Source organism: Comamonas halotolerans (assembly GCF_030162935.1).
GTDB classification, from domain to species: Bacteria; Pseudomonadota; Gammaproteobacteria; order Burkholderiales; family Burkholderiaceae_C; genus Comamonas; species Comamonas halotolerans.
This window is the reverse complement of the sequence record NZ_JASAUZ010000067.1, coordinates 101,260-113,794: the sequence shown is the minus strand read 5'-3', so window position 1 is coordinate 113,794 and position 12,535 is coordinate 101,260. Positions and strand designations below refer to the sequence as shown.

11 protein-coding genes are annotated in these 12,535 nt (G+C 57.9%); 5 read left to right on the top strand and 6 right to left on the bottom strand.

Features of this window, described 5'->3' with window-relative positions; genetic code table 11:
- Positions 1-42 precede the first annotated feature (42 nt).
- A complete protein-coding gene (locus QEP11_RS17195; protein ID WP_284337876.1) occupies positions 43-540 on the top strand; it encodes a YbhB/YbcL family Raf kinase inhibitor-like protein in 498 nt (165 codons plus the stop codon).
- Positions 541-617: 77 nt separating this feature from the next.
- Here QEP11_RS17195 and QEP11_RS17190 read toward each other — a convergent pair whose 3' ends face one another.
- The 6 genes from QEP11_RS17190 to QEP11_RS17165 form a co-directional block, all read right to left on the bottom strand.
- Entirely contained in the window at positions 618-1,694 is a 1,077-nt protein-coding gene (locus tag QEP11_RS17190) for an ABC transporter ATP-binding protein (RefSeq protein ID WP_284337875.1), read from the bottom strand.
- Between the two features lie 4 nt (positions 1,695-1,698).
- Entirely contained in the window at positions 1,699-2,520 is an 822-nt protein-coding gene (locus tag QEP11_RS17185; RefSeq protein ID WP_284337874.1) for a carbohydrate ABC transporter permease, read from the bottom strand.
- Entirely contained in the window at positions 2,510-3,499 is a 990-nt protein-coding gene (locus QEP11_RS17180) for a carbohydrate ABC transporter permease (RefSeq protein WP_284337873.1), read from the bottom strand. Before QEP11_RS17180 ends, QEP11_RS17185 begins: the two co-directional genes overlap by 11 nt.
- A gap of 21 nt (positions 3,500-3,520) precedes the next feature.
- Entirely contained in the window at positions 3,521-4,879 is a 1,359-nt protein-coding gene (locus QEP11_RS17175; RefSeq protein WP_284337872.1) for an ABC transporter substrate-binding protein, read from the bottom strand.
- A 117-nt stretch (positions 4,880-4,996) separates the two neighbouring features.
- The gene (locus QEP11_RS17170) at positions 4,997-5,923 is read right to left on the bottom strand and encodes a TauD/TfdA dioxygenase family protein (RefSeq protein ID WP_284337871.1); all 927 of its coding nucleotides are present in this window, start codon (positions 5,921-5,923) and stop codon (positions 4,997-4,999) included.
- Positions 5,924-6,095: 172 nt separating this feature from the next.
- On the bottom strand, positions 6,096-6,737 hold the full coding sequence (locus tag QEP11_RS17165; protein WP_284337870.1) for a histidine phosphatase family protein: 642 nt from the start codon (positions 6,735-6,737) through the stop codon (positions 6,096-6,098).
- Between the two features lie 333 nt (positions 6,738-7,070).
- Here QEP11_RS17165 and QEP11_RS17160 point away from each other — a divergent pair, with 333 nt between their 5' ends.
- The 4 genes from QEP11_RS17160 to QEP11_RS17145 are packed head-to-tail and all read left to right on the top strand — an operon-like array spanning position 7,071 to position 12,342.
- On the top strand, positions 7,071-8,672 hold the full coding sequence (locus QEP11_RS17160) for an ABC transporter substrate-binding protein (RefSeq protein ID WP_284337869.1): 1,602 nt from the start codon (positions 7,071-7,073) through the stop codon (positions 8,670-8,672).
- Between the two features lie 4 nt (positions 8,673-8,676).
- Positions 8,677-9,642: an ABC transporter permease gene (locus QEP11_RS17155; RefSeq protein WP_284337868.1), complete on the top strand. Its 966-nt coding sequence runs from the start codon at positions 8,677-8,679 to the stop codon at positions 9,640-9,642.
- 10 nt (positions 9,643-9,652) lie between these two features.
- Complete coding sequence (locus tag QEP11_RS17150; RefSeq protein WP_284337867.1) at positions 9,653-10,594, top strand: ABC transporter permease; 942 nt, start codon at positions 9,653-9,655, stop codon at positions 10,592-10,594.
- A 2-nt stretch (positions 10,595-10,596) separates the two neighbouring features.
- Complete coding sequence (locus QEP11_RS17145; protein ID WP_284337866.1) at positions 10,597-12,342, top strand: ABC transporter ATP-binding protein; 1,746 nt, start codon at positions 10,597-10,599, stop codon at positions 12,340-12,342.
- The last annotated feature ends 193 nt before the right edge of the window (positions 12,343-12,535 follow it).

Genomic DNA, 12,535 nt, shown 5'->3' with positions numbered 1-12,535 from the left:
AAGGCATACTTGATCGCTTGTTATTGAGAAGGAGTCCTCGCCATGACCGCATTCCGTTTACACAGCCCTGATATTGCTGCGGACAGCAGCATTGCTTCCGTGTTTGAGTCTGATATGTTTGGCTGCGGTGGTGCCAATGCCTCACCAGTGCTGCAATGGAGCGGTGCCCCTGAAGGCACGCAAAGCTTTGCCGTGACCGTGTACGACCCCGATGCGCCCACAGGCTCGGGCTGGTGGCACTGGATGGTGATTGATTTGCCAGCCCATATCACGGAGCTGGCAGCCGATGCTGGCGCCAAAGGCAATGCCAATCTGCCTGCGGGTGCGCGCCAGATGCGCAATGACTACGGTATTTTTGCCTGGGGTGGCATGTGCCCACCACCCGGCGACAAACCACACCGCTACATCTTCACAGTGCATGCGCTATCGGTCCCCAAGCTGGATATACCGGATGACGCTACCACGGCGATTGGCGGATTCATGATCAATGCCAATACCATTGCAAAGGCTTCGTTTACAGCGACTTACGCACGCAGTTAAGCGTGAAACCATTGCCGAGCCTGCCTTATCAAAAGGTATGGCTAAAAGGTGCTGTCCGCTTTTTTTGCTGATGGCGATTAGTGCAACCGTGCTCCGCTGCGGGCATCAAAAACGTGCAGATGCTCGGTAGGTACATGCAGCTTGAGCGGGTTACCGGGAGTGATGGGCAAGCGCTCATGCGATAAGGTTGTCAGGCGCAGGAGCCCACATTGCGCAATGATCTGTGTGTCAGTTCCGGTGGGCTCCACCACCAGTGCTTCGGATTGCAGGACTGCGCTGTCGGCGGCCGAGGGGCGCAGCTGAATGTGCTCAGGGCGTATGCCCAGCAGCAGGTCTTGGCCGGAGGGTAATTCCAGGCTGACAGGCAGGGCCAGCTCCAGCCCATCGTCAGTACGGACCTGGTGCGTGCGATTGTGCACGCGTGCAGCAATCAGGTTCATGGACGGTGAACCAATGAACTGCGCCACAAAGGCATTGGCAGGGCGGTCGTACAACTCTAACGGTGTCCCGACCTGTTCAATGTGACCATCGCGCAGCACTACGATGCGATCCGCCATGGTCATGGCCTCAATTTGGTCGTGGGTGACGTAGATCGTGGTGGTGCCCAAGCGCTGGTGCAGGGCCTTGATTTCGGCACGCATTTCCACGCGCAACTGTGCATCCAGATTGGATAGAGGCTCATCAAACAAAAAAGCCTGAGGCTGGCGGATGATGGCGCGACCCATGGCTACGCGCTGGCGCTGCCCACCCGAAAGCTGGGCCGGGCGGCGCTGCAGCAAGTCTTGCAAGCCCAGGATGTTCGCTACTTCTTGCACACGTTGTGCAATATCGGCAGATGCTACTTTTTGCAATTGGAGCGCAAAGCCCAAGTTGCTGGCAACGCTCATGTGGGGATAGAGCGCGTAGTTTTGAAACACCATGGACATATTGCGTGACTGAGGTGGCTCATGCGTGATGTTGTGCGTGCCCACATGGAGCTGGCCGCTGTCAATCTCTTCCAACCCCGCCAAAACACGCAGCAAGGTGGACTTGCCGCAGCCAGAAGGTCCGACCAAGGCGATGAATTCTCCATCTTGAATGTCAAGCGTAACGCCGTGCAACACCGCGTGGCCTTGGTAGCTTTTGTGAATATGGTGCAAGGAAATAGATGCCATGGCGTTAGTCCTTCACGCCCCCGGCGGTCAGGCCGTGGACCAAGTATTTGCGAACCACAATGGTGAACCCTACAACGGGCAGCGTGACCAAGGTGCCGGCAGCTGCAATCTTGGTCCACTCCCAGCCGTCGTATTGCAGGAAGTTGACGATGGCCACAGGTGCCGTGATGGCCTGGGTGCGCGTGAGAATCAGTGCGTAGAAAAAGTCGCTCCACGAGAAGATGAAGCACAGCACAGCGGTAGCCACCAAGCCCGGTCTTGTGAGTGGCAGGGTGATATGCCAAAACGCTTGCCAGATGCTGCAACCGTCCAGCCAGGCAGCTTCTTCCAAAGCGGTGGGGATTGCATCGAAGAAGCCTTGCATCATCCAGATCACGATGGCCAAGTTGAATGTGAGATAGACCAGCACCAAACCTGTGACGGTATCGAGTAGGCCTACCCAGCGAAACGCGAGAAAGAAGGGAATGGTGAAGGCAATGGGCGGGGCCATGCGGGTGCATAAAATCCACAAAGCAATGTGCTTGCGGGCTTTGAAGCGCCAGCGTGAGAGCGCATAGGCGGCTGGAACACCAATTAACAGCGACAAGGTGGTAGACAACACGCTGGTCAGCAAGCTGTTGCTCAGTGGTTTCCAGAAACCCTCACGCCATAGACTGACAAATGCATCAAAGGTGGGGGTGAACGTGAGGGTCACGTCCAATGCTGATTCGGTTGGGCGAAAGGCCATCAGCACCATCCACGCGAAAGGTAGCAACACCACCACCAAGACCAGCCAAGCGGCCGTATCTCGGATAGACAAGGGCAGGAGCAAGGACTTAGCGAGCATGACTTTCTCCCTGGATGCTCCAACGGGTGATCAACCAGCTCAGAGCTAGCACGCCCATCAGCATCACCACAGCAATGGCACTGCCATAGCCCCAGTATGAGAAGTTGAAAGCTTGGATGAAGCCGTAGTAGTTGGTGACTTCGGTGACTGTGCCTGGACCACCCTGAGTGAGGATGTACAGCAGCGGGAAGGCCTTGAAGCTGTCAATCAGGCGGAACAGCGCGCACACCACCAGTGTTTGCTGCAGATAGGGCAGCACAATGAAACGGAACACCTGCCAGCGGCTGGCACCATCCATGCGAGCGGCATCCAGTGGGTCACGCGGAACCATTTGAAGCTGTGCCAGCACCATCAACATGGTGAAGGGAAACCATTGCCAGGTGTCTGCCACCACCAGCGCCCACAAGGCTGTGTCAGGGTTGGTGATGAGCGAGCGCAGTGGCCAGCCCCATTGTTCAAGTAATGCGTGGACTGGGCTGATGTCTGGCGTATAGATGATTTTCCACACCAGCGCCACCACAATCGGCGGTAGCACCATGGGTATCAGCAATGCCGTGCGCACGCTGTGAGAGGTATGAGTGGATGTGTTGAGCAGCAAAGCCAGTCCCAAGCCGATGAGCAATTGCATGCTTACCCCTGAGATGGACAACTTGGCTTGCACCAGCAGAGAGTTGAGAAAGCGGTCATCGCGCAGCAAATGGATGAAGTTGCCCAGGGGTTCTGAGAAATGAAAACTCTCTTTTGGGCTGGTTAGACTCAGCGGCGTCAGACTGACGCTCAGCAGTGTCAGCAGGGGCAATAAGGTGATGGCACCCAGCACCAGCAGTGCGGGTGTGAGGCCACAGCACCATGCCCGCGCTTTGCGTGCTTGCCAACTCAGCCTATGTGGCGTGATGGGCGATGGCGCAGGCTGCCCAGCGGAGGCTGTCGTGCCAGGGGTGCTCCAGGTGCTGACGGACAGCGAGGCGGTTGGCGGCATGCGGCGGTCTCCTGCTGGTGCTTAGAGCTTGATACCTGCACGTTTCAGCTCGGCAATGCTGGCGATCTGGGCTTGCTTCATGGCCTGTTCTGCAGTGCGCTGACCGGTGGCAATCAGTTCAATCGCCTTGTTGATTTGCTGATCCACCTGCGGATATACGGCCACGGTGCGGTATTTCATATGGCCTTGCCTGCCCGCCAGGTCAATGGATTGGGACACCAGTTTGCCAATGTCGAAACCATTGGCACGCTGGCGTTGGGCGTATGCCTGTGAAGCGATGTCAGAGCGGCGGGTAGGCGATCCATAACCGGCGGCCACGGCGCGTTGCAGCGTGGCTTTGGAGGTGGCCCAGCGTATGAATTGCCATGCGGCTTCTTTGTTTTTGCTGCCCACGGGAATGCCCCAGCCATGAACAGCCACTCCGGGAAAGCGTCCGGCAGGTCCTTTGGGAATCAGGCCCCAGGCGGCTGTGCCGGCCACTTTGCTGGAAGTACGGTCGGCCAGCTGAGACAGATAAATCTGCCCTTGTACACCCAAGTGGCTGCGCCCAGCCTTGAGGGATTGCAACGATTGGTCTGGGGTGAAAGAGACTACGCCGTCCGGCCCGAATTCACGCAGCAAGTGTGCAAAATAGTCGGCCGCGGCAATTGCTTCAGGGGTGTCTAACGTGGGGTATAGGTCATGCGGGGCATTGCGGAAGATGTCACCCCCAAAAGCGTGCAGAAACGGCGGGAAGGACCAGCCGTAGTGGTTGTCGGTCACAAAGCCTGAAGCACGTTCTTTGCGATTAAGCTGCTGTGCGGCTTGCAGTAACGCATCGGTGGTGTCTGGAAAGCTCAAACCTTGTTCGCGCAGAACATCAAAGCGGCTGGCTGCGGTAAGAGTGGTTTCTGCCGTCCATGGAATGCCGTAGAGCTTGCCGTCGGAGCCCCGCTCAGGGGCCAGTGCGCCGGGCAAGAAGTCGTTGATGTCGTAGTCAGTGGGCGTGAGCTGGGGGGCGCTGATGAAGTCATCGAGCGGCTGTAGCCAGCCCGAGTTGATCCAGCGGCTGGAATAGATGAATGTCACATTCACTGCATCCAGGGATGCGCCATGGGTAGACAACTCCAGGTCCGTGCGCTGGTTGTAAACCGCAAATGAGGGCGTATCAAAATTGATGGTGGCCCCAGTGGCTTCTTCAAACTCGCTAATCCAGGGGCGTAGAAGTTTGGAATAGGCGGTGGTGAACAACGAGGTGTTGAGCGTGATGCCTTTCAGGGGCTTGGACAGTGCCAGCGCCGGAAATCCGAGGCTGGCAGCGCCCAGTCCCAGCACACTGGTGAGTAAGCGACGTCGGGGCAGCAGCACGCCGTTTTCGAGGGTGTATGTTGTTTTTGTCATAGGAAGCGCTGGGCTGCGCACGATGGGAAAGTGAAAGAAGAAAAATGCTCGGGGACCTGCAAATAGGGCGGGCGTGACCAACGCATATGGCTGACCATGCAGTGAGGTGAGGGCGCTTCAAGCAGCTTGTGTTGTGCGCTCTACACTGCGGCGTCCATCTACGGCAACAGCGCGGTCCCCCGAGATGGTGACGCGACGCATGACGCGATGGGCATCGCCATAATCATTGATGGCGTAGTGTTGGGTGCTGCGGTTGTCCCATAGTGCGACATCGCCTTCTTGCCATTGCCAGCGCACCGTGTTTTCCAACCGGTTGATGCGGTCGTTGAAAATTTGCAGCAGGGCGGCAGCCTCTTGGGTGCGCAGACCTTTTATGTGTTTGGCAAAGTGCCCCAGCAGTAGCGCCTTCTCACCCGTTTCGGGATGAATATGCACCAGAGGGTGCTCTGCCTCGATCAACTGGCGGGTGAAGGTTTTTCGGTATGCCTCACGTCCAGTGATTTCTTGGTTGCTGGCGTGTGCATGGCGGAAGCTTTCCGCATAGTCGTAGTCGTTGCCGTGTACAGCCCACAACTGCTCTGCTAAGAGCTTGAGCGAGCCTGGCAGGCTTTCATAGCCGGCCACTGTGCTGGACCACACCGTGTCTCCCCCATAAGAGGGAAGCGTGATGGCGCGCAAAACACAGGCCTTGGGAAAGGCAGCTTTGAACGTGACGTCGGTGTGCCAGGAGTCAGCACGCCCGCCGTGCTGGGAGTTCAGTTCCAGGAATGCAGTGCCTTCAGGAGCGGGCACTGTGGGGTGCGCCTCAATTTCGCCAAACAAACGACCAAAGGCTTGGTGACTGGCGTCGTCTAAATGCTGCTGATTGCGAAAGAACAGCACGCGGTGTTGGAGCAAGGCCTGGTGAATGGCGGTGAAGGTGGCATGGTCCAGGTCACCTCCCAAGCGAACACCATCAATACGAGCGCCAATGCGCCCTGCAAGTGGGGTAATGTCCAGGTGGACGTGAGTGGTGGTTGCAGAAGCAATTGCGGTAGCAGTCATGGCATGTCTCCAAACAGTTGAGGGGCTGGTTGGAGGTCATGCTAAAAACTCAGGCAGTCTCTGGCTACGAAGCTTTTCGCAGATCGATACACGAAAAACGCATGATGCAAGTCAATTGCATGGCTGGTGCTCTGTAGCCAGAAAGGTGCATTCTTGTGATGGTGTTTTGCAGCTAGCTCACAAATTCGTCGCGTGTCGGTGCTTGCAGGTGCGCCACGTCACCCCAGCCCACCAAGGACAGGCCATCAGGGGTCCAGAGCAGACGGTTGATGGCAGCATTGCCCAGCTCCCAGGTGCGAGCAGCCTGCAAGTCTTGGTGCGTGGCCAAGCGGTACAAGATGTCCATCACGCCGCCGTGTGCCACCAGCGCAATCTGTCCACCGACATGCTTCGAAGCCAGGCGGTCTACGGTGTGCTGGATGCGGCCACGCAGCATATGAAGGGACTCGCCTCCGTCATCGGGCACAAAATCGGGGTCGCGCTTGCGCCAGCGCAGTGCCTGCTCGGGCTGCTCTGCCTCAATTTCTTTGAAGGTGCGGCCTTCAAAGCTGCCAAAGCAGCGTTCGCGCAAGCCAGCGTCGGGTTGTACGGTGCATCCTGTGGCGCTGCCTAGTGCTTGTGCGGTGTGCAGTGCGCGCTGAAGGTCGCTGCTGTAGATGGCGTCAAAGTGCTCGTCGGCCAAAGCTGCGCTGGCGCGCTGTGCCTGCCATAAGCCAATGTCATTGAGCGGAATATCCAGGTGGCCCTGGATACGGGCGTCAACATTCCATGAGGTTTCGCCATGACGGATGGCGACGATGCGTGTAGCGAGCATGCGGCAAACGGGCGGGGTCAGCGCCCAGAGTCAAAACAAAGCAAGCAGGTTGCGCGCATGTATGGCAGCGCAGCAGCAAGCCCTCCATTGTCGGACATCTGCACATACCTTGCCTGAAGCCGTTGCACAAGATTTTTGGCGTGAAAACACAGAAACCCATAAGCTTATTGCGTGACGTTGGGAGTGTTTCGCTATAAAGATGAGCGTATTACAAAAAAAGCGACAGACGGTAGGTGATTACAGGTGCATTTTTTGCTTCCTAGGCCTAACCCTAGAGCTGCCCACTGGCAGCTCATGGCATACCGTCAATCTAACCTCATTTCTGGAGACAACATGATCTTGAAAACCATTGGCACCGCCATGCTGGCCGCAGGCCTTTTGACTTCCGCCGCACTGGCACAAGCCGAAACCGTGCGCTGGGCACGTTCTGCTGATGTGACCACGCTGGATCCGCACGTATTCAACACTGGCACCAACTTTGTGTTGATGCACCAGATGTATGAAACCTTGGTGAACCGTACCAACGATGGCAAGCTGGTGCCCCTGCTGGCCACCGAATGGAAGCTGCTGGAGGGCGACCCCACCGTGTGGGTTTTCAAGATCCGGCCTGATGTGAAGTTTCACGATGGCAAGGCGCTGACCGCCAAGGATGTGGTGTTTTCGCTCAACCGTGCCAAGGGCCCCAATGCGCAGGTGAAGTCACTGCTGGCATCGGTGGATACGATCAAAGCGGTTGATGACCTGACCGTGCATGTCAAGACCAAAGGTCCGAATCCGATTTTTCCGAACAACCTGACCAACATCTTCATCATGAATGAAGAGTGGGCCAAGGCCAATGGCGCGCTGGAAACACAGGACGCCACCAGCAAGACCGAAAACGGTGCTACACGCGCAGTGAATGGCACGGGCGCGTTCACGCTGGCGACACGTGAAGTGGACAGCAGGACCGTGATGAAGCAAAACCCCAACTATTGGGGCAAGGGCAAGGTGGCAGGTCAGGTGACCGAGCTGGTGTATCTGCCCATCAAGTCACCCGCTACGCGTGTGGCTGCGCTGCTGTCCGGTGAAGTGGATTTTGCTCAGGACATTCCAGCACAAGACGTGGCGCGCCTGAAGCAAGACAGCAAGCTGCGCATCAATGAAGGGCCAGAAAACCGCTCCATCTTCCTGGGCCTGAATGTTGGTGCCGCCGAACTCAAGTCTTCCAACATCAAGGGCAAGAATCCGCTGGCCGATCCCAAGGTGCGTGAAGCGATCGAGCTGGCGATTGACCGCGATGCCATCAAGCGCTCGGTCATGCGCGGGCTGTCCAACCCTTCGGGTGTGATGGCACCGTCTTTTGTGAACGGCTATGCCAAAGAGATGGGGGTGTACAAAAAGGCGGATGTGAACAAGGCAAAAGCCTTGCTCAAGGAAGCGGGCTATGCTGACGGCTTCACCATTACCTTGCACACACCCAATGACCGTTATGTGAACGACGAAGCGATCAGCACCGCGATTGCAGGCTTCCTGGGCCGCATTGGCATCAAGACCGAAGTGTCCTCGCGCCCCATTGCGCAGCACAGCGTGTCCATCGTGAATGCCGACAGTGACTTCTACCTGTATGGCTGGGGCGTGCCAACCTACGATTCCGCTTATATCTTTGACTTCCTGGTGGCCACACGTGGCAAGGAAGGGCGCGGCGCGCAGAACGCCACGCACTACAGCAACCCAGACCTGGATGCAAAGATCATCTCGCTTTCGTCCGAAAGCGATGTGTCCAAGCGCAACGCCACGATCAAGGACATCTGGCAGGTGGTGCAAAAAGAGCGTTTCTACATTCCGCTGCACGACCAGGTGATTCACTTCGCTTCGGTCAAATCCATCAACGTTCCTGTGCACCCCGATAACGTGGTGCATTTCAAGGACGTGAAGATCAACAAGAACGCGAAGTAAAACCATGCTGGTCCATCTGCTGCGCAGACTGGGCCAGTCAGTCCTGGTGCTGCTGGCCGTCTCGCTTGTTTCGTTTATGGTGTTTCGCCATATCGGTGATCCCACCATCAGTTTGTTAGGCGAAGACGCCACGCTGGAGGAGCGCACAGCGCTGGTGGAAGAGCTGGGCTTTAACAAACCCGTGCCGCTGCAATACCTGTCCTATGTGGGCAAGGTGTTGCAGGGGGATCTGGGTATCTCCTACCGCCTCAAACGCCCTGTGGCCGATGTGATCGCCGAGCGTTTGCCGGCCACACTGGAGCTGGCCATGACGGCCGCTGTGCTGGCATTGCTGATAGGCGTGGTGCTGGGTGTTTACACGGCCATCCGCAAGGACGGATGGCTCAGCCGCGCCATCATGACGGTGTCTCTGGTCGGCGTGTCGCTGCCTACCTTTCTGATTGGCATTGGCCTGATTTATCTGTTTGCGGTGGAGCTGCGCTGGCTGCCATCGTTTGGTCGGGGAGAAACCGTGACTGTCGGTGGCTGGGAAACCGGCTTTCTCACAACCTCTGGCTGGGCAGCGCTGATCATGCCGGCCATCACCCTGGGTTTTTACAACATGACGCTGATCATGCGCCTGGTGCGTGCCGAGATGCTGGAAGTGCTGCGCTCGGACTACATCCGCTTTGGCCGTGCCCGTGGCCTGCATGAGAAAAGCCTGTATTTCGGGCATGCACTGCGCAACACGCTGATTCCTGTCATCACCATCGCAGGCCTGCAAATTGGCTCACTGATTGCTTTTGCCATCGTCACGGAAACCGTGTTCCAGTGGCCCGGTGTCGGATTGTTGTTCATCTCCTCGGTGCAGGGGGTGGACGTGCCTTTGATTGCAGCCTACCTGATGTTCATTGCGTTGCTGTACGTGGTGATCAACCTGCTGGTGGACTTTTTGTATGTGCTGGTGGACCCCCGCCTGCGAAAGAAATAAGGGGGCTGCAATGACTGATGCTGTGAAACCTTCGGCACCACTGCCGACTGGCTGGAAGGCCAGCGATTCCCCTGTCAAACGGGCGTTTGCCAAATCGCGCCTGGTGCAAGTGGCGACAGCGGTACTGGCCCTGCTGGTGCTGGCCACCATCTTTGCGCCCTTGCTGGCGCTGCACAATCCCTTCGATCCGGGCAATCTGGACTTGATGGATGCATTCACCCCGCCCTGGAGCCAGGGCATGGGCGAAATGTTCTACCCCCTGGGCGCAGACGACCAAGGCCGCGATGTGTACTCTGCCATCCTCTATGGCCTGCGCATGTCGGTGTTCGTGGGGGTGGCCGCCGTGGCGCTGTCGCTCATCATCGGTGTGCCGCTGGGTCTGATTGCGGGTTATGCCGGCGGCTGGTTCGACACGCTGCTCATGCGCATTGCCGACGTGCAACTGACTTTCCCGGTGATTCTGGTGGCATTGCTGATCTTCGGCATTGCGCGCGGCGTGTTGCCTGAGGGCTACCGGGATGATATGGCGGTGTTCGTCATCATCGTGGCCATTGGTCTGTCCGACTGGGTGCAATATGCACGCACGGTGCGCGGTGCCGTCATGGTGGAAAAGCAAAAAGACTACGTGCTGGCAGCCCAGCTCATTGGCCGCAGCAAAACTGCCATTCTCACCAAGCACATCCTGCCCAATATGTTGGCGCCCATTCTGGTGATTGCCACTATCAGCTTTGCGCATGCCATCGTGGCTGAATCGACGCTGTCGTACCTGGGTGTGGGCTTGCCGCCCACTGCGCCATCGCTGGGTACCTTGATCCGCATTGGCCAGAGTTTCCTGTTCTCGGGCGAGTGGTGGATCTTGCTTTTCCCTTCGCTGGTGCTGCTGGCACTGGCACTGTCCGTGAACCTCGTCGGCGACTGGTTGCGCGACGCTTTGAACCCCAAGCTGCAATGAACATGACCACAGACACACTTTCTACCGTGCCTGCCGGTGATGCACCTGCAGCAGTACCCGTTTTGCGCGTGCGAGACCTCAGCGTCACGTTCGATACCTACAAAGGCCCGGTGCACGTGCTGCACAACGTGTCCTTCGACATCTACCCGGGCGAAATTCTGGGTGTAGTGGGAGAGTCGGGGGCAGGCAAATCCATGACCGGTTCTGCCGTCACCGGATTGATTGAAGCACCCGGCCGCATCTCCAGTGGCACCGTGGAATTGCGCGGCGAGCGCATCGATCAACTGCAGGGTGAGGATCTGCGCCGCATTCGCGGCAAGCGCATTGGCACCATCTTTCAGGACCCGCTCACCAGCTTGAACCCGGTTTACACCGTGGGCGATCATTTGGTGGAAACCATTCGCACGCACTTGACGGTGAGTGAAAAACATGCCGAAGCCCGCGCCCTGGCGCTGCTGGAAGAGGTGGAGATTCCACACGCCAAGGAGCGCATGAGCCAGTATCCGCACCAGTTTTCGGGCGGCATGCGTCAGCGCGTGGCCATTGCCCTGGCGCTGTGTGCGGAGCCGGAGCTCATCATTGCCGATGAGCCCACCACGGCGCTGGATGTTTCAGTGCAGGCGCAGATCATTGCCTTGCTGCGCAAGGTCTGCAAGGAGCGGGGGGCTGCAGCCATGCTGATCACGCACGACATGGGCGTGATTGCGGAGACGGCCGACCGCGTCATGGTGATGTACCAAGGGCGGGTACTGGAAACCGGCGCGGTGCGCCAGGTGCTGGATGCACCGCGTGACCCCTACACACAAGTCCTGATGGCCGCCATTCCCAGCGTGCACCTTCGTGTGGAGCGCCTGCCGGTTCCAGAGGTCGGCGGTGGCCCGGTTGCCAAGGCTGTGCCATGGACGGCCAAGCCAACTTCGCCGGAGGCTGCGCAGGCACGTCCGCTGCTGGAAGTCAAAGACCTGTGCAAGGACTACGATCTTTCCAGCGGATGGCTGGCCCGTGTGCTGGCGCGTGAGGAAAAGAAAATCCTCAAGGCGGCTGACCATGTGAGCTTCGACATCCGCAAAGGGACGACCTTTGGCCTGGTGGGCGAGTCTGGCTCGGGCAAATCTACTGTGGCGCGCATGGTGGCTGGCTTGACGCCCCCCACGAGTGGCTCGATCTTGTTCGATGGTGTGGACAAGTGGAGTCCTGCGGCTCAGACCGTGGCCATGCGGCGTCGTTTTCAGATGATTTTCCAGGACCCGTATGCCAGTTTGAATCCGCGATGGACGGTGGAGCAGCTGATTGCGGAGCCCTTGGTGGTGCTGGGCCTGACCTCTGGGGCAGCCGAAACCGCCGAGCGTGTGCAGGAAGCCTTGCGCCGTGTGCGCATGAAGCCCGACGATGCCAAAAAGTACCCGCACCAATTTTCGGGCGGCCAGCGTCAGCGCATAGCCGTAGCGCGTGCTTTGGCCAGCAAGCCCGAGTTCATCATCTGTGACGAGCCCACGTCGGCCCTGGACGTGTCCGTGCAGGCCCAGGTGTTGAATTTGATGCGGGATTTGCAGGACGAGTTTGGCCTGACCTATCTGCTCATCAGCCACAACCTCGCGGTGATCCGCCATATGTGTGACGACATTGGTGTGATGCAGCGTGGCAGGCTGGTGGAAGTGGGCGAAGCGCAGGGTGTGCTGGATGATCCGCAGCATCCATACACCAAGGACTTGATGGCAGCAATTCCAGATATAGCGCACGTGCATTGAATGCATTTAATGCATTTGGGATGCAAAAGAAAGGTCTGAAATCGTGTGAGGTTTCAGGCCTTTTCTGTATGTGGGCTGGGCACAGGGGTATTTGTTTTGGCCAAGGCTGGTATTTCGCAAGTCAGTCAAAGCGCCATTGCCCCGCATTACGCACCCGCCACCTGGCTAGCCAAGGGTTTTTTTTTGTCTGGAA

Bases quoted from the DNA above. Each gene is read 5' to 3' on its own strand.
- QEP11_RS17195 (WP_284337876.1), top strand. From the start codon at position 43: ATGACCGCATTCCGTTTACACAGCCCTGATATTGCTGCGGACAGCAGC.
- QEP11_RS17190 (WP_284337875.1), bottom strand. From the start codon at position 1,694: ATGGCATCTATTTCCTTGCACCATATTCACAAAAGCTACCAAGGCCAC.
- QEP11_RS17185 (WP_284337874.1), bottom strand. From the start codon at position 2,520: ATGCTCGCTAAGTCCTTGCTCCTGCCCTTGTCTATCCGAGATACGGCC.
- QEP11_RS17180 (WP_284337873.1), bottom strand. From the start codon at position 3,499: ATGCCGCCAACCGCCTCGCTGTCCGTCAGCACCTGGAGCACCCCTGGC.
- QEP11_RS17175 (WP_284337872.1), bottom strand. From the start codon at position 4,879: ATGACAAAAACAACATACACCCTCGAAAACGGCGTGCTGCTGCCCCGA.
- QEP11_RS17170 (WP_284337871.1), bottom strand. From the start codon at position 5,923: ATGACTGCTACCGCAATTGCTTCTGCAACCACCACTCACGTCCACCTG.
- QEP11_RS17165 (WP_284337870.1), bottom strand. From the start codon at position 6,737: ATGCTCGCTACACGCATCGTCGCCATCCGTCATGGCGAAACCTCATGG.
- QEP11_RS17160 (WP_284337869.1), top strand. From the start codon at position 7,071: ATGATCTTGAAAACCATTGGCACCGCCATGCTGGCCGCAGGCCTTTTG.
- QEP11_RS17155 (WP_284337868.1), top strand. From the start codon at position 8,677: ATGCTGGTCCATCTGCTGCGCAGACTGGGCCAGTCAGTCCTGGTGCTG.
- QEP11_RS17150 (WP_284337867.1), top strand. From the start codon at position 9,653: ATGACTGATGCTGTGAAACCTTCGGCACCACTGCCGACTGGCTGGAAG.
- QEP11_RS17145 (WP_284337866.1), top strand. From the start codon at position 10,597: ATGACCACAGACACACTTTCTACCGTGCCTGCCGGTGATGCACCTGCA.